Below are 17,161 nucleotides of genomic sequence, written 5' to 3'. Positions count from 1 at the left end.
CCACCCTCGCCTCAGGGGACGCAGGCACCGGGCCTGTCACAGCCAGTCGTGCTCGCGCGCATAGCGCGCCGCCGCGTGACGGGTCCGGGTCTGCGTCTTCTGCATGGCGCTGGAGAGGTAGTTGCGCACCGTGCCCTGGGCCAGGTGCAGACGCCCGGCGATCTCGGCCACCGCATAGCCCTGACCGGTCTCGCGCAGCACGTCGAGCTCGCGCTCGCTCAGGGGGCAGTCGTCGAGCAGCGCCGCGGCTGAGACGTCGGCGTCCACCCACCGTCGGCCGGCATGCACCGCGGCGACCACCTCGGCAATCTGGCCCGGCTCGGCCGACTTGCTGGCGAACCCCTGCACTCCTAGGCGCAGCGCGCTGCGCAGCACTCCCGGCCGGGCGTGCCGTGTCAGCATCAGCACCACCTGCTCGGGCAGGTCGCGGCGGATCCGGGCCACAGCACCGAGCCCGTCCACCCCGGGCATCTCCAGGTCGATCACCAGCACGTCGGGGCGATGCTGCAGCGTCGCGGCCACCGCGCCCGCCCCGTCGACGGCCTCGGCCACCACCTCGATATCACCCTCGAGCGGCAGCAGGGTGGCCAGCGCCCGACGCAGCAGCGCCTCGTCGTCGGCGAGGACCACGCGGATCACGCGGACCCACCCCTGGCGACCCCGGCGAAGGATGCCACGACGCGGAAGTGGTCACCGCTGCGGTCGACCTCGAGCCGGCCGCCCTGCTCGGCGACCCGGCCGGCCAAGGTGGCCAGGCCGCGCAGCTCGAGCTCGCCGTCGCCGGATGGGGATCCTTCATCCGCGACCACCGCGCCGTCGTTGACGATGCTGATCGCCCGCGCCGAGAGGTCGATGCGCACCGAGCGGGCCCGGCTGTGGCGCAGGATGTTCGTCGTGGCTTCGCGCAGCACCTGCGCGAGCAGCTCGGTCGAGGAGGTGTCGACCTCGCCGCGGCGCTCGACGCGGACGGCGATCCCCGTCGCCTCGAAGAGATGCCGGGCGTTCTCCAGCTCGGCGACGAGGTTGAGCCGGCGCCGGCCGTAGGCCAGATCGCGGGTGTCCTCGATCGTCGTGGCGACCAGCGCCCGTACCTCCGCGAGCTCGGCCAGGGCGGCATCGCGACCGTCGTCGGTGGCCAGCAGCCGCTCGGCCAGGGCAATCTTCAGCTTCACCACGTGCAGGGTATGACCCTGGATGTCGTGCAGCTCGCTGGCGAACCGCACACGCTCGCGCACCACGGCGAGCTCGGCCTCCCGCTCGCGGGCCTCCTCCAGATCGGCGACCACGTCGTAGAAGCCCTGGTTGGGCACCATCAGCCCGATCAGGATGGCGGCGAGCCCGACCGGCAGGATGACGTAGCCGATGACGGCGCCGGGGCTGGTCCCGCCGGAGAGAAGCAGGCCGAGCACCCCCACCACCGCGACGTAGCCGGTCAGGATCGCCCCCGCGAGGAGACGACGTGCTCGTAGCCGGGAGATCACCAGCGGACCGGTCACGACCACCGGGTAGAAGGAGCCCACCACGTCCGCACCGATGAGCAGGGCGCCGTAGGCCCACACCGCCGCCGTGATCGTCAGGCACAGGACGGCCAGCCGGCCCACCTCGCCCGCGGTCCAGCGCTCGAACACCACCAGGACCGCCAGGACCCCCAGGCCGAGCACCACGCCGTCGATCCAGGTCTGCGCCTCCCGCACGGCGAGCAGGGACCCCACCGCCACGAGCATCGGGGCCGTGGTCGCGAGGTTCAGGGCCCGGAACCGGCGCCGGGACCGTCGCGCGGTCTCCGGGCTCGGCCTGGCCGGGTCGGTGACGGCGTCCGCGGGCGCCGGCAGGGCCGGTGGACTCATCGCACGCTCTCGTCGGGGGCGGGGGTCGATCCAGTATCGACCAAGCCGGAGCCCCGCGACAGTGACGCTGTGTCATACCGGCTCCGGTACGACGTCATCGGAACTGGTGACAGCCCGCACTGCCGAAGACGACAGCGGGGGGGTCATATGGAGCCATGACTTCGACACCAGCGATCGACGTGCACGATCTCAACGTCCGGTACGGCGATTTCCACGCCGTGAAGAACCTGACCTTCCAGGTGGAGCGGGGCGAACTCTATGCCCTGCTCGGCACCAACGGCGCCGGCAAGACCTCCACGCTGGAGGTGATGGAGGGCCATCGCACCGCCTCCTCGGGCACCATCACGGTGCTCGGCGAGAACCCCGGGGACCGCCATGCCCTGCGCCCGCGCACCGGCATCATGCTGCAGGAGAGCGGCTTCGCCCCGGACCTGACGGTGACCGAGACGGTGGCCCTGCTCGGCCGGCTCTCCGGGCGCGAGGACCGGGTCGAGCGGGTGCTCGAGGTGGTCGATCTGCGCCATAAGGCGAGCACCCGGGTCTCCCAGCTCTCCGGCGGGGAGAAGCGTCGTCTGGACTTCGCCACCGCGCTCTACGGCTCGCCGGAACTGATCTTCCTCGACGAGCCCACCACCGGGCTCGACATCGCCTCGCGTGACGCGTTGTGGTCGGTGGTCGACGATCTGCGCCGGACCGGTTCCACCGTCATCCTGACCACGCACTACCTCGAGGAGGCGCAGCAGCGCGCCGACCGGATCGGCCTGATGCACCAGGGCACGTTCCGGCACGAGGGGACCGTCGCCGAGCTGACCCGCTCGCTGCCGGCGGTGATCGCGTTCTCGCTGCCCACCGAGGCCCCCTCCCCACCCGCGCAGGCCGCCCGCATCGGTGAGGCCAGCTTCCAGATCGAGTCCCACGAGCTGCAGCGCGACCTCACCGCCCTCATGGACTGGGCACGCACTCACGACGTGGCCCTCGAGGGCCTGTCCGCCGCCCCGACCCGCCTCGACGACGTGTTCCGCGCCATCGAGCCCACCGCGTGATGACCGAAAGGCCCCTCTCGATGTTGCTGTCCATCGCCCGTAGTGAACTCACCCAGATCCTGCGCAACCGCGCCGTGCTCATCACCAGCCTGATCATGCCCGTGGCCGCCAGCATCTTCTTCGTCAGGTTCAGCGATCAGTTCGCCGCCATCGGAAGCTTCGGCTACGTCGCCGCGATCATCATGTTCACCATCGCGGCGTTCAGCCTGTACTCCACCGCGGTGACCACCCTGGCCGCGCGGCGCCAGACCCTCTTCCTCAAGCGGCTGCGCTCGACCTCCGCCGGCGATGCCGCGATCCTCATCGGCCTGATGTTGCCGGTCACGGTCATCGCCGTGATCCAGGTGGTGGCCATCCTGACGATCTTCGCCGTGGTCGGTCAGACCCCCGGGCAGGCCCCGCTCGTGGTGGTGGCCGTCGCCGGGGCCTTCCTGATGATGCTCGCCCTCGCCCTGGCCACGGCGGGCCTGACCAACTCACCCGAGCACGCCCAGGTCACCGCACTGCCACTGAGCCTTGTGGTGGTCGCCGTCGCCAGCTGGGTCGGGATCACCGGCACCGAGAGCCTGGGCCTGCTCAAGCGCCTGCTCCCCGGTGGTGCCGCCACCGAACTGGCGGTCACGGCCTGGAACGGCACCGCGACCTTCCCCGAGACGCTTCCGCTCCTCGGCCCGATGATCGGGTGGACGGTCCTGTCCGTGATGCTGGCCCGCCGGCTGTTCGCCTGGGAGCCGCGGCGCTGACCGAGTGAGGTCAGGCCGGGCGCGTCACGCGGGCCAGCACCTCGAGCACATGCTCGTAGGTGCGGCCCGTGGCCCGGCTCATCCCCATCTCGCAGGTGCGGTTGCAGGAGGCGTAGGCCGCGAAGGCACCGCGCTGGTCCTCCATCCCGGCGATCTCCTCGGCCTCGGCCTCGGTGGCGCCCTCGGTCAGCTCCGGGTGCAGCATCCCCCGGTCGCCGGCGAACCCACAGCACCCCCACGACGGCGGAACGGTCACCTCCCGCGCCACCGCACCACCCACGGCGGCCAGGTCCGATCCGGTGCCGAGGTGCTCGGTCGAGCAGGTCGGGTGCAGCACCAGGGAGTCGAGGCGGGCGTCGTCGGGCACGCTCAGCAACGGCAGCACGTCCCGGCGGACGTAGGTGACGGCGTCCAGCACCTCGATCTCACCCCAGAGCGTGGCCCGCACCGGATCCAGGTGGGCGGCGAGGTCGGCGATCCCGTGCGTACAGGAGGCGGCATCGCAGACCAGCGGCACCCGGCCGCCGTCGGTGGCCGCGATCACCGCATCCGCCACCCGGGCCGCCATCGTGTTCTGCCCCTGCGTGAAGCCTTTCGACGCCCACGGCGTGCCGCAGCACAGGCCGTCGATGCCCTGCACGAGCTCGACCCGCAGCCCGGCGCGCTCGCACACCTCGAGCATCGCCGCCGAGGCGCCCACGTCCCCCGCGGCGGGCCCGAACAGGGCGCCGGTGCACGAGGGGAAGAAGAGGACGTCCGCCGTCGTGGCCCCGCTCGTCTCGGGCACGCCCAGGTCGCTGCGCCGGTGCCCAGGCCCCGGCAGGTCCTCCCCGACGGCGGGCACCAGCTCGTGCGGCAGCACGGTCCGCGCGGCGGAGGTGACGCCGGCGAGCAGGGGCGAGGGGACGGCGTCGGCGATCGTGAGGCCCACGCGCAGGGCGGAGCCGACCGGCGCCCACGCGCTGGCCACCGCGCTGCCCGCCCGCTGGGCGAGGGCGCCGTGGCGCTCGGCACGGAAGGACTTCATGACGGTACCGGTGTCGATGTCGACCGGGCAGGCGCCGGCGCACAGCGAGTCCGCGGCGCAGGTGTCGACGGCGTCGTAGCCGTAGGTCGACTCGATCGCACCCTGGGTGGCGTGGTCGCCGCGCGCCCGGGCCACCTCGGCCTCGCGCAGCAGCGCGATGCGGCGCCGCGGGGTGGTGGTGGTGTTGCGGGAGGGGCAGGCCGGTTCGCAGAACCCGCAGTCCACGCACCGGTCCACGGCGCCGTTGACGGTGGGCACCACCTTGAGGTTGCGCACGTGGGCGCGTGGGTCGTCGTCGAGGACCACCCCCGGGGCGAGGATCCCGCGCGGGTCGCACAGCCGCTTGATCTCGCCCATGACGGCGTAGAGCTCGTCCCCGTACTGGCGGCGCACGTAGGCCGACATGATCCGCCCCGTCCCGTGCTCGGCCTTGAGGGTGCCGTCCGCGCCGAGGACCAGGTCGACCATGTCCTCGGTGAACGCCTCGTAGCCGGCCAGCTCACCGGGATCGTCGAGGTTCGGGGTGATCATGAAGTGCAGGTTGGCGTCGCGCGCGTGGCCGAAGATGACGGCGTCGTCGTAGTCGTAGCGGCCGAACAGCTCGATCAGGCCCTGCACGGTTCCCGTCAGCGCCTCGGGCGGGACGGCGACGTCCTCGAGCAGGTTGACGGTCCCGGGCCGGCGTGCCCCGGCGACCGCCGCGTACAGGCCCTTGCGCACCACCCACAGCGCGGAGCGGTGGGCCGGATCGGCCGTCAGCGCGGCCGGGGTGGTGGGCCGGTGGGACTCGATCACCGGGCCGGCGGCGGCGACCTGCTGGGCGAGCTCGTCGGCGTCGGTGGTCTGGAACTCCACCAGCAGGCCGGCGTGGCGGGCCACCTGGATGTCGCGGATCACGGCCGGGGCGGCGGGCAGCGCCTGCGCCACCCGCAGCGCGGCGGCGTCCATCAGCTCCACGGCCTTCGCCCCGGCACCGAGCAGGTCGGCCACGGCGTCGGTGGCGCGATCGACCGAGTCCAGCACCATCAGGGCGGTGGCGTGCTCGGTGGCCACCGGGACGGTGCGCAGCACCACCGAGGCGACGTAGCCGAGGGTGCCCTCCGAGCCGACCATGAGGTGGCCGAGGATCTGGGCCGGGCTGTCGTGGTCGAGGAAGGCGTTGAGGGCGTACCCCATGGTGTTCTTCATCGAGAACTGGTGCTCGATCACCCGGCGCAGCGCGGGAGCGGTGCGGATCTGCTCGCGCAGCCGGAGCAGCCCTGCGTGCAGCTCGGGCTCGCGCTCGCGCAGGTGGGCATCGGCGCCGGCATCGGCGGTGTCGACCACGGTGCCGGCGGGCAGCACGAAGCGGATCGACTCCATGGTGTGGTAGGCCGTGGCCGCGATCCCGCTGGTCATCCCGGAGGAGTTGTTGGCGACCACGCCACCGATCGTGCAGGCGATCTCACTGGCCGGATCCGGGCCGAGCTTGCGCCCGTGCCGCACCAGCATCGCGTTGACCCGACGCAGCACCGCACCCGGACCGCAGCGCACGCGTTCGCCGCCGTCGAGCACCTCCACCGAGTCGAAGTGCCGCCGCACGTCGATGAGGATCCCGTCGGTGCCGGCCTGGCCGGACAGCGAGGTGCCGCCGGCGCGGAAGGCGACCGGCTGCCCGGCGCGGTGGGCGGAGGTCAGGACGGCGACGAGCTCGGGGAAGGTCTGCGGGGTGACGATGGCGCGGGGCCGCAGGAGGTAGTGCGAGGCGTCGTGCGCCATCCCGGCCAGGTCCGCCGGGGCCGTGCTCCAGGCGTCCGGCGCGACGGCGGCCCGTACCTGCTCGAGGGTGGCTGCGGCTGAGGACGGGTTCGCCATGCTGACCACCTTAGCTACGTCCGCCGGGCCTCCCTGTCTCCCGGCTGTGGTCACCACACCCGCACGCGCAGCGTGTGATCGCCGCTGAGCTCGGCGAGCGGGATCGGCTGGTCCGGGTCGGCACGGGTCTGCGTGTCCAGAACAACCTCCTCGACCCGGTTCCCACGGCCGGTCACCTCGACCGTCAGACGGGCCCGCCCGATCTGCAGGTTGCGCACGGTGACGTCCTCGACGCCCTCGGGCAGCGTCGGTCGCAGCCGCAGCCCGTCCTCACTCATCCTGATGCCGAGCAGACCCTCGTGCACCATCCGCAGGAACGCGGTCGCGCTCCATGTCTGGTGCGGCTCCGAGGCCCACAGCCGGCCGGTCTGCCACCCTCCGTGCACCTGGCCGTCGGTGGCGGAGTAGAGCTCGAAGTACTCCCTTCCGGACCCCTCGACCAGGCGGCACAGGTCATGCCAGGACTCACTGAACGCGGCGATCTGCCCCCGACCGGCCGCGGCGACCGCCCACTGGCCCATCGCCATCGGCCAGAGAGCCACGTTGTGGCGGCCGGGCCGCTCGTCGCAGTACCGCGGGAAGTGCGGCCAGACCAGAGCGATCCCGTGCGCCGAGCGGTGCAGGCCCGCCACGACGCTGCGCACCCGGTCGTCGTCGATGCCGCCGTGCTCCAGCGCCAGGGCCAGGCCGAGCAGTTCCTGATGGTGCTCGAGCCGGCCATCGGTGTGCCGCAGATAGGCGTACCCCTGGCCGGTCCACAGGTGCTCCTCGATGGCTGCACGGATGGTGCCGGCGCGGGCGATCGCCTGCTCCGCCGGCTCTCCGATGCGGTCGGCGAGTGCGGCGAGCGCATCGAAGGCGGCGGCGTAGACGAGGTTCGTCGACAGGCACATCAGCGATCCTGCCCACGGATAGTCCAGGACGAAGGCGGTGCTCTCCTCGGCGCCGTCCGGCATCGGAAAGCCCGCGACGCCGTCCTGCATGACGGCCGGGCCGGTGTACAGGTTCCATCGCGGGTCGCGTCGTTCCTCCAACGCCTCCAGGGTGTTGCGGCCCACCTGGTGTGCCCACGCGGCGAAGTCGACATCACCGGTCAGCGCGACGTGGCGCCGTGCCGCCACCACCCAGATGGCCTGGTCCCACCACTGGTCGTCCTGGGCCACGATCGGGCCGGCGTCGCCGTCCTCGGTGACCGCACGCAGGGTCGATTCCGCGAGCCCGGGGGCGAGCAGCGACAACGCGCTCCACGAGTTGATCGCCGCGTCCCGTGTCCACGGCGTGGGGTAGCCACCACCGGCGCGCACGAACGGGCCGCGCTCGCCCCGCAGCGTGTTCACCACGAAGACGTTGAGGAGTGCGGCCTCGTACAGACTGTCGATGCCCGGGGCCGAGCTCGTCAGGGTGGGCAGGGCACGCCGAGCCGGCGAAGCCGGGCCCGCGGGTGCTCCGGTGGACATGGCGGTCTCGATCGCGGCGATCTCCGCCTCGGTCAGTGTCATGGTCAGCAGGTCCTACTCGTCGGCGATCAGGGGAAGACTGGCCTGCGGGCCGAGGGTGAGCTCCTGCCGTTGGCCGGTGGCGGTGTCGGTGAGCCGTGCGGTACCGCGCGGCGTGTCCACCTCGACCTGCAGGGTCCGCGAGCGCAACCGGACGCCGTCGAGCCCGCCGCGCACGCCCGGACCTGCGATCACCTCCGGAACACCACGGTCCATGCGGAACCCGTTGTTCAGCCACACCGAGTCGATGACCTGCGTCATACCGAAGATCGAGGGCCGGACGCCGCCCGGTCGCGGCCCCTGCGGCCCGCGGTCGTAGACCTCGGCGAACGAACCGCTGCGCACCACGTCCCGGAGGGCGAGATTCGACAGCGTCTGCGCCTGGTCCCATCGGCCGCTGAGCATCAGCCCGTCCACCGTGTACCCGAGGTTGGAGTGCTTGACCACATCGAACCCCCCGAGCTGATCCTGGGCGTCGAACTGGGTGTCGAACCGGGCGAGCAGGGCCGTCCGCTGCCAGTCCGCCAGGCCGTGGACCGCCAGCCCCATCGCGACCTGCAACCCGAGTCCCTCACAGCCTCCACGCGGGCCGCAACCAGGGTCTGCCGGGAACCAGTGCTGGACCGCCGCACGCTCGTCACCTCGGAAGAAGCGAGCGGCATAGTCGACGAGCAACGCCTCACGCAGCTCCTCGTAGATGGCGAGGTCGCCGTCCTCACCGAGTTCGGCGGCGATCTGACGGATGAACCCGAGATCGATCACCGCCGATGTGAGGAACTCCGCATCCTGTTCTCCGGCGTGGTCGTAGTCGCCGTAGACCCAGCGCGGATGCTGGGCCTGCCATCGAACCAGTCGTCGCAGCTGCGGGTAGCCGCCCGCGAGAGCCTCCCGGTCGCCGGTGAGTGAGAACAGGATCCACGCCGTCTGCGCCTTGCGGCTCGGCAGCCCTTCACCGGCGAGCGAACCGTCCTCGACCACGAGCGCCATCAGACCGTGGAACGAGGCCCAGGCGATGTCCGGATCCAGGTACGCGAGGAACTGGATCGCCAGGAAGGTCTCCCACGCAGCGGCCGTGCGAGCACCCGGAGCCCCGTAGTTCCACATCGACCCTTTACCCGTGGCCACGGTGGGATAGTGGTATCCGCTCTCCGGCTGCGGCGGCAGGACGTTCGCGTACAGCCCGAGGAAGGCGCGGTAGTAGGCCGCCCGCACGTCCGGCGCCGTCACCGCCTCGTGGTCGGCCAGACCGAGCAGCTCGAACGAGCGCGGGTGCGGGACCCGGGCGAGGACGTCGTCCCAGACGGCGTGCCAGTGCGTGGACCGCTCCTGCGCGCCGTGCTCGGCGGCCGCGGTGGCCGTCCGCTGCGCCGCCTCGGCGTCGGTCGGTGAGAAACCGCAGCCGAGACGGAAGGACCGGGTGCCCGGTGCGAGGGTGAGCGCCCACACCCCGGTCCGCGACAGCGGTTCGGGCGAGCCGGCGGCGCCGCTCTGCAGCGAGGCCTCGTCCGGGTGGTAGCGGATCTGCGCTCCGTCCGGAACGGTCACCGCCAGGTGGGCGTAGGGCGCCCGGATCCGCAGCACGCCGAGCGCCCGATCGAGCTCGACGTCACCGACGTACTCCCCGGCGACCACCAGGGCGCGCTCCTCACCCAGCGGCTCATCGATCGTCACCTCCCGCAGGACGCTGTGCTCGTCGACGAAGACGTCGTGACCGTGCAGGTCTCCCCCGCCCTGGTACTGCGCCGTGAAACCCAGGCCGCCCGGGGACCAGTCCGTGGTGAAGCGGTGCGCCCCCGCGAGCGTGTCGTCGCGGGCTGGGAGCAGGGCCATCTCCTCGACGCGGACCGAGGCCCCGGCACTGAGGAGTTCCAACGACAGCTCGAGTTCCTCGCCCGGCGGGTCGCCGAGGAGTGAGGCGAGGTCGTAGCGGTGCAGGCCGACCGTGGCGGCGCCGTCCTGCACGGTGATGGCCCGGCCCGCACGATCGCGCACCCGCAACGCCCACTGCCCGTGCACCGAGCCGATACTCACCCGCAGGACCGGGCGCGCGGGATCGAACCGGAGGCGTCGCCGGATCGATCCGGCGTGCGCGTCCTGGGCCGTGAGCGCAGCCTCGAGCGCGCCGCCCTCGGCGCGCAGCCCGATGTCGGGGCCTGCTCGCCACTGTCCGACGTCGAGGCTTTCGGGCGCCGGTGCCGGCGTGGCAGGCGCGACCGGTGGCGCCCACAGCGTCAGGAAGCGCGAGAGCACCAGCGCCTGATCGTGGGCGAAGTAGCCGAGTCCGAGCGGCAGCGACGGCGCACAGTTCTGCTCGACCTCGCTCGACTGGGCGAAGAAGTTCTGCGGATTGAGCACGATGCGGCTGCTGGGCAGGCTCAGCGAGCGTTGCTGCTCGGGCCCGCTCTGGCGCAGCGCAGTGGCAGCCGGGGGCCCGGCCGGTGTGGGGTCCATGGACGATCTCTCCTTGTTGCGGTCATGCCGAATCCGTCGCCCCTCGGGCGGGTAGCGCGCTCAGACGGTGAAGACCTCACCGAGAGCCAACGCGGCCGGTTTCGGTTCCCCGTCGTGGTCGAGCAGCGACAGGCTGACCGCGCAGGGGAAGGTGTCGTGGCCGAGCCAGACGAAGAATCCGGTGCACTCCGGGAACCGGTCCTTGCTGCGCCGTGCCGCGTAGGCGAGCATCTGCGCCTGGCGCTGCCGGCTCTGCTCGACCCATTGCGGCAGTTCGTCGAGCTGGTGCCCGCGCGCCAGCCAGGTGTCGAGGGGGGCCAGCCACCACCCCGAGGAGTGGGTCCACAGCTGCCGCAGCTCTGCTCCCGAGCTCGCCTCGAGCAGCCCGTGCCGGTCCAGCAGGTCCATCGAGGAGGCACCGACGACGCCCACCTCGGAGCGCATCAGCGCATCGTCGGCGTCCCAGTACTGCTGCCACTGATCGACGGTGCCGTCGAACTCCCACGGTCCGTGGACGTCGTGGTGGAGGCCGAGCCCGAACTCGGCGGCGTCGGCCTCGAAGCGTGGTCCGGTCGGTGAGGTCGCGACGAACCTGCGGCTCGGGTCGCCGGCGGCGACCACCTGACGGAGGGCGGCGAGAGTGGGGTGATCACTGGTCAACGGCGTCCCCGGGACGGCGGGTTCGTCGACCTGGGTGAGCTCGTTGCCTCCGCCCCACAATGCCAGGCACGCGTGGTGGCCCAGCCGCTGCACGTAGCTGCCGGCGATCGCCACCAGCTCGGTGACGAACTCGGGGTCGCTCGGAGGTTCGTTGTCGAGACCGGAGGAGCACAGCGGGAACTCCTGCCAGACCAGCAGCCCCAGCTCGTCGCACAGGTCGTAGAAGACCGGACGCTCGAGTCCTGCTCCGCCCCAGACCCGGATCATCGCGAAGCCCAGGTCCCGGTAGTGCTGGAGCCGGAGCCGGTAGTCGGCCTCGGTGACGTCGGCGTAGTCGGGGCGGATCGGCACCCAGTTGACGCCGGCGAGGAACACCGGTTCGCCGTTCACCGAGCACAGCCAGGTGTCGGCCCCGGCCGGGGCACCCTCCGGCAGGGACCAGGAGACGTGCCGGAATCCGAGGCGCCGCACGACCTCTTCGAGGAGCGTCCCGTCCTGGCCGAGCAGGCGCACCCGGCACTCGTACAGCGGTTGCCCACCGCGGCCGGCCGGGTGCCAGTACTCGACCGGCACGTCGACCCGGATGTCGAGCCCAGGGGCCGGTCCCACCCCGACGGTCTCACCGTCGAGGAGAACCTCGACGGTGAGACCGGGGTCGTCTGGACTCCCGGGAGCGTCGGCACGGGCCGACAGTTCCAGGACCGCAGTGTCGCGTTCGAGGTCGACGTCGCCCCGGGCGCTGACGGACAGCCGGGGAGCGCCGGATGATCGTTGCTCCAACCGGACCCGGCCGGGGATCCCGGCCGAGACCATGCGGGGGGTCCAGTCCCAGCCGTAGCTGAAGCGCGGCTTGAACGCCCGGATCCGGGAGGTCCACCCGTTCTGCGCCAGACCGTCCGGTGCTGCGGTGAGGATGATCCGCAGCGTCCGCTCACCGGCTCGGTAGGCCTCGGTGAGGTCGAACTCGTGCGGGGTGAAGCTGCCGCGGAAGCGTCCGACCTCCCTGTCGCCGAGGAGGACCGCACCGGCGTAGTCGAGCTCGGCACAGGTCAGCCACAGCTGACCGGCGCCCTCGAGCCCGCCCTCGGGGAGCCGGCGGCGGATCTCCCAGTCGCGATGCTCGACCCACTCCGCGTCCCGCGACTGCAGTCCGACGGTCGGATCCGCGATCACGCCGGCACCGACCAGCGCACCACGCACCGAGCCCGGAACCTGCATCCTCACCGGAGCCACGTCGGGGTTGGTCACCTTGCCCGCAGCCGGCGTTCTCGCCAGCTCCCAGTCGTTGCGACGCCAGCCGAGGAGTGTCCAGTCCTCGCCGTCGAGCCAGATGGTGCTGTGCATCATGTCCTGTCGTGTGGGTGGGTGCGTAGGTCGGTGCCGCCGTGATCAGGAGCCGGCGAGGTACTCGCCCGCCTGCCGGCGGTACTCCTCGACGACCGTCTCGTAGCCGGCGTCCTCCATCGCGCTGCGTGCCTCGTCCAGCCCCGACTGGACGTCCTTGACGCCCGCATAGAGCGGAAGGACGTACTCGTCGAAGACGGCGCCCACCTGTGCCTGCTCCGAGGCCACCGTGGAGGAGTCGAAGTAGAAGCCCGCGAGGTGGTCGGCCGTGAAGTTCTCGAAGTCCCGGGTCCACTCCACCCACGCGCTGTCGCTCTCGACCGCACCGGCGAGCCCCCGCTCGAGCGGCGTGCGCCACGACATCGCGAAGGCGGGGAATGCGTAACCGCTGATCTGCTCGTAGGAGTGCTCGCCCGTCGCCTCCCAGTCCTCTCCTTCGATGCCGTAGGAGAGCAGGTCATGGTTCTCCTGGACGGAGAGCCAGTCCATCATCTCGAAGACCTGCTCCAGCGTCTCGGCGTAGGCCGGCACGACCATGTTGTTCGCGGCCTGGAAGGTGGCCGGGATGACGGCGTCCAGGCCGGCCGTGAACGGGAACACCTGCGCGATCGCAGCGCCCTCGACGTTGTCGGCGACGGGGCCGAAGGTGGGACTGGTCAGGCCGTCCGCGCCGGCGGTGGTGGAGGCGTAGCGTCCCTGGGCGAACAGGCTCCGGACGGCGCTCATGTCGAGTGTGAGCGCATCCTCGTTCAGGATTCCGTCGAGGTAGTACTGCCGCATCCGGTCGAGCGATTCGAGGATGTCCGGCTGGTCCCAGAACGGCACCGGCGTCAGATCGGAACCATCGAAGTGCGTGCCCAGGAGCTGGACGCACTTGGTCGGGTTGTCCCACGACTGGGCGTTGAACAAGGCGACGGGGTTCGGGACCACCGTGTTGTTGACATACCCGGCATCGAGGCCGAACGGGATGAGGTCCGGGTCCTTCTGCTTGACGTCGTAGAGGAACTTCTCGAGCGCCTCGTAGTCGGTGATCTCGCCGATGCCGTACTTGTCGGCCAGATCCTGACGGACCACGAACCCGGGCGGGCTGGTGAAGTTGGCGACCAGCGGAATCGTGTAGAGACTCCCTTGGTACTTCGCGTACTCCACCATGCGCTCATCGATCGTGGCGTTCAGGTTCTCGAACCGGCCGCTCTCCCAGAGTTCGGTCATGTCCGCGAGGGCGCCGTCGGACAGGAGCTGGGCCAGGTTCAACCACGTCGCCTCGAGGGCCGAGTCGAACGGCTCCTGGGTCGTGAACTTGAGCATCTCCTGCTCGGCGTAGTTCGTCCACGAGATGAACTCGGGGTCCAGCCGCAGGCCGGTGTCGGCCTCGAGCTTGGTGTTGACGGCCGCCAGCACCTCGGTCCACCGCTGGGGGACGTCGCCCGGCAGCAGCGACTTGAGCGTGGTGGCCGCCGATCCATTGCTGCTGCCGCCGCCGGACTGGCAGCCGCTCAGCGCAGCCAGCAGACCGGCACCGCCCAGTGCGAGCGAGCCCTGCAGCATTCGGCGACGGTTGACGGACGGGGTCGAGAAGTGTGCCACGGTGGTTCCAATCTCTGGGGGAGGACCATCAGCCCTTGGTCGCACCGAGCGTGAGCCCGGTGACGAAGAAGCGCTGGATGAAGGGGTAGGCGAGGATGATCGGACCGATGGTGACCACGGTCAGGGCCATCCTCAGTTGGTAGACGGGCGCGGAGACGCCCGAGGTCGGCTGCAGCGCCTGTGCTGCATTGAGGTTGCCGATCATGTTCTGCAGGAGCAGTTGAAGTGGTCGTAGATCTGGGTCATTGATGAACAGCAGTGGGAAGAACCATTCATTCCAATAGGCCACGGCGTAGAAGAGCGCGATCACCGCCACGATCGGAGTCGCGATCGGGAGCACGATCGAGAAGAACGCCCGGAGCTCGTTGGCGCCGTCGATCCGCGCGGACTCGAGCACGGCCTCGGGGATGTCGCGGAAGAAGGCCATGGCCACGAACACCAGGAACGGTGAGACCAGGAGGGGCAGGATCACCGCCCAGTAGGTGTTGCGCAGCTGCAGCACCTGAGTGACCAGGATGTACAGCGGGACGAGGCCACCGTTGAACAGCATGGGGATGTAGACCACCACCATTAACCACCGGGCCAGGCTCGTCCGGCGCGAGATCACCCATCCCATCCCGAGCGTGGCGATCACTGCGCCCGCCGTACCGACCACCGTAATGACCAGCGTGGCGAAGTAGGCGTTGACGAGGGTGTCGTTCCCGGAGAACAGGGCCTTGTAGGCCTCCAGCGAGAAGTCCGAGGGCCACAGGCTGAATCCGGTCTGGACCAGCGTGCGCTCCGCCGTCAGCGAGGAGGCCAGGATGATCCACAGCGGGATCACGCAGGCCAGGGCGTACACCGTGACGGCGACCGTACTGACCCCGACGAAGGGGTCCCCCCGCAGGAGGCGTCGCAGCCGTCCGGGACGGCGCGGCACCGGTGATGCAGGGGCGGCGGCAGCAGGCGTGGAGGCATTCCTGGTCGTGGTGGCAGTCATCTCACAACCCTCCGGACTTTCGGGCGATTCGACGGGCGATGAGGGCGGTGGTGGCGATGAGGACGAATCCGACGACGGATTGGAAGAGACCGACGGCTGCCGTCATCCCCAGGTCGCCGCTGGTGCGCAGCGCCCGGAACACGAAGGTGTCGATCACGTCCGTGGTCTCGAACAGCGTGCCGTTGTCGCCGATGATCGCGTAGATGGTGCCGAAGTCACCCATGAAGATCCGCCCGATCTGCAGGACGAGCAGGATGACCGTCACCGGCAGGATGAGGGGCATCGTGACGCGCAGCGCGATCTTCCAGCGCGAGGCTCCGTCGAGAACGGCTGCCTCATAGACATCGGTGGGTATCGCGGTCATGGCAGCGAGATAGATGATCGAGGTGTAGCCCGCCATCTGCCAGATCTTGACGACCGTCAGGATCCACGGCCAGGCACCGGGTTCGGTGTACCAGGAGACGGGGGAGATGCCGAAGCCGTCGAGCAGCCCGTTGACCATGCCGCCGCTGCCACCGAAACCGGACAGGAACGCCTGCAGCATCACGCTGATCACGATCGGGGAGATGAAGTACGGCAGGAAGACCACCGACTGCGCGGTCCGCTTGAGCAACCGCAGCCGCACCTCGTTGATCATGATCGCCAGCGCCATACCGGAGATGAGGGTCCCGGCGATGAAGAGCGCGTTCAGCATCAACGTATTGCGCACGACCCGGGCGGCGTTCCCGGACTCGAAGAAGAACCGGAAGTTCTCGAGGCCGTTCCACGGGCTACCGATGATCCCGTCGACGATGCTGAAGTCCTTGAAGGCGACGATGACGCCCACCATCGGTCCGTAACTGAAGACGGCGAAGAACGCCAGGGCCGGCACGGCCAGGATCAGGATGCTCTTGTCGCTGCGGACCGCCCGCGATCGGGGGCGACCCCGGGTCCGCCGCGGCTTTCGCGGCGAGGCTTCGATCAACACGGTGAGACGTACCGCCCATCCCTCTCGAAACAACGTTGTTTCGCGGTACGTTACCCGCTTCCCCACATCTTGACAACCACCTCGTCGTCAACGGCGGCGGAACGTTACCGAGCCGGTACCTCCGACCCGCGCCGATGCAGCGAGACGGGCAGCACGGTCGTGCGTTCAGCCGGCTCGTCGCCGTCGATCAGCGCGAGCAACGTCCGCGCCGCCATGGCGCCCATGTGCGCGATGTCATGGCTGACGACGGTCGTCCCCGGTGACGTCAGGTCGGCCGACTCGAAGTCGTCGAAGCCGATGAGCGGTACCCGGGTCCCGCGGGCCTGGAAAGCCCTCAACGCACCGATCGAGGCTCGGTTGTTCGCCGCGAACACGGCGTCGGCGCCACGATCGGCGAGCAGCCGCGCGACGGCCTGCTCGGCTTGCTCGTCGGTGTGCACGCCGTGATCGACGAGCTCGGGATCGGCATGCAGGCCGGCGGCCGTCAGCGCTGACTCATATCCCTGACGGCGCTCGGCCATCGTCGAGATCAGCTGGGAGTCACCGACGAAGGCCACGCGCCTGGCGCCCTGCTGCAGGAGCAGTTCGACCGCGCGCGAGGCCCCCGCGGCATTGTCGGCGAGGACGGCATATCCACCACCTTCAGGAGCCGGACGGTCGACGAGCACGCGCGGCGGCAGCGGGGGCGGTAGGTCGGCCCACGAACGGCCCCCGGTGTAGGGCGGCACGATGATCAGTCCGTCCACCCGCTGCTCGAGCATGCGCTCGACGAGCTCGTCGTTACGCGTGGCATCCTCGTCCGAGCTCGCCGTGGTCAGGATGTACCCGCGCTCGTGCACCTCCCGCTCGACCCCTCGCGCCAGCGTGGAGTAGTACGGGTTCCCCAGATCGCCGATGATCAAGCCGAGCATCCGGCTGGTCCAGCCCGGCCGGATGCTCGCGGCTGCGAGATTGCGCCGGTACCCGAGCGATTCGACGGCTTCGCGGATCCGCTCGGCCAGCTCGGGGTTGATGTTCGTCGCACCGTTGACGTACCGCGACACGGTCTTCAAGGAGACCGACGCCGCGTCGGCGACGTCGTTCATCGTGGGGCCACGATCCATGGGGCGACTCCTCCGGGCAGGTCCGGCAACACCCTATAGTCACAAGCCGCTCCGCCCGGC

Annotated in this window: 12 protein-coding genes; 2 read left to right on the top strand and 10 right to left on the bottom strand. The window is 70.5% G+C overall.

What is annotated here, in order from left to right; translation table 11 throughout:
- Positions 1-36: 36 nt before the first annotated feature.
- Together LQF12_RS01100 and LQF12_RS01095 are read right to left on the bottom strand one after the other, a co-directional pair.
- Positions 37-639, bottom strand: coding sequence for a response regulator transcription factor (locus tag LQF12_RS01100; RefSeq protein ID WP_231054171.1), 603 nt, complete (start codon positions 637-639; stop codon positions 37-39).
- Positions 636-1,847, bottom strand: a complete 1,212-nt coding sequence (locus LQF12_RS01095; RefSeq protein WP_231054170.1) for a sensor histidine kinase — start codon at positions 1,845-1,847, stop codon at positions 636-638. Before LQF12_RS01095 ends, LQF12_RS01100 begins: the two co-directional genes overlap by 4 nt.
- A 155-nt stretch (positions 1,848-2,002) precedes the next feature.
- Here LQF12_RS01095 and LQF12_RS01090 point away from each other — a divergent pair, with 155 nt between their 5' ends.
- Positions 2,003-2,890 carry an ABC transporter ATP-binding protein gene (locus tag LQF12_RS01090; RefSeq protein WP_231054169.1) on the top strand — a complete coding sequence of 296 codons (888 nt, stop codon included), beginning with the start codon at positions 2,003-2,005 and terminating at the stop codon, positions 2,888-2,890.
- 20 nt (positions 2,891-2,910) lie between these two features.
- Entirely contained in the window at positions 2,911-3,633 is a 723-nt protein-coding gene (locus tag LQF12_RS01085; RefSeq protein WP_231054168.1) for an ABC transporter permease, read from the top strand.
- Positions 3,634-3,643: 10 nt separating this feature from the next.
- On the opposite strand, the gene LQF12_RS01080 is transcribed toward LQF12_RS01085, so the two are convergent.
- The 8 genes from LQF12_RS01080 to LQF12_RS01045 all read right to left on the bottom strand — a co-directional run bounded on the left by LQF12_RS01080 (position 3,644) and on the right by LQF12_RS01045 (position 17,101).
- Positions 3,644-6,514: an FAD-binding and (Fe-S)-binding domain-containing protein gene (locus LQF12_RS01080; RefSeq protein ID WP_231054167.1), complete on the bottom strand. Its 2,871-nt coding sequence runs from the start codon at positions 6,512-6,514 to the stop codon at positions 3,644-3,646.
- 50 nt (positions 6,515-6,564) lie between these two features.
- Positions 6,565-8,013: a glucosidase family protein gene (locus tag LQF12_RS01075; RefSeq protein ID WP_231054166.1), complete on the bottom strand. Its 1,449-nt coding sequence runs from the start codon at positions 8,011-8,013 to the stop codon at positions 6,565-6,567.
- A 12-nt stretch (positions 8,014-8,025) separates the two neighbouring features.
- Entirely contained in the window at positions 8,026-10,461 is a 2,436-nt protein-coding gene (locus tag LQF12_RS01070) for a hypothetical protein (RefSeq protein ID WP_231054165.1), read from the bottom strand.
- 60 nt (positions 10,462-10,521) lie between these two features.
- The gene (locus LQF12_RS01065; protein WP_231054164.1) at positions 10,522-12,468 is read right to left on the bottom strand and encodes a glycosyl hydrolase 2 galactose-binding domain-containing protein; all 1,947 of its coding nucleotides are present in this window, start codon (positions 12,466-12,468) and stop codon (positions 10,522-10,524) included.
- A 42-nt stretch (positions 12,469-12,510) separates the two neighbouring features.
- Positions 12,511-14,013: an ABC transporter substrate-binding protein gene (locus tag LQF12_RS01060; RefSeq protein ID WP_231054163.1), complete on the bottom strand. Its 1,503-nt coding sequence runs from the start codon at positions 14,011-14,013 to the stop codon at positions 12,511-12,513.
- A gap of 67 nt (positions 14,014-14,080) precedes the next feature.
- Positions 14,081-15,031 carry a carbohydrate ABC transporter permease gene (locus LQF12_RS01055; RefSeq protein WP_231054162.1) on the bottom strand — a complete coding sequence of 317 codons (951 nt, stop codon included), beginning with the start codon at positions 15,029-15,031 and terminating at the stop codon, positions 14,081-14,083.
- A 1-nt stretch (position 15,032) separates the two neighbouring features.
- Positions 15,033-15,902, bottom strand: a complete 870-nt coding sequence (locus LQF12_RS01050) for an ABC transporter permease (protein WP_231054161.1) — start codon at positions 15,900-15,902, stop codon at positions 15,033-15,035.
- 200 nt (positions 15,903-16,102) lie between these two features.
- Positions 16,103-17,101, bottom strand: a complete 999-nt coding sequence (locus LQF12_RS01045) for a LacI family DNA-binding transcriptional regulator (RefSeq protein ID WP_231054160.1) — start codon at positions 17,099-17,101, stop codon at positions 16,103-16,105.
- Positions 17,102-17,161 lie beyond the last annotated feature (60 nt).

Origin of the sequence: Ruania suaedae, assembly GCF_021049265.1 — a bacterium.
GTDB classification, from domain to species: Bacteria; Actinomycetota; Actinomycetes; order Actinomycetales; family Beutenbergiaceae; genus Ruania; species Ruania suaedae.
The sequence above is the reverse complement of the archived record's forward strand: the minus strand, read 5'-3'. Positions and strand labels throughout refer to the sequence as shown.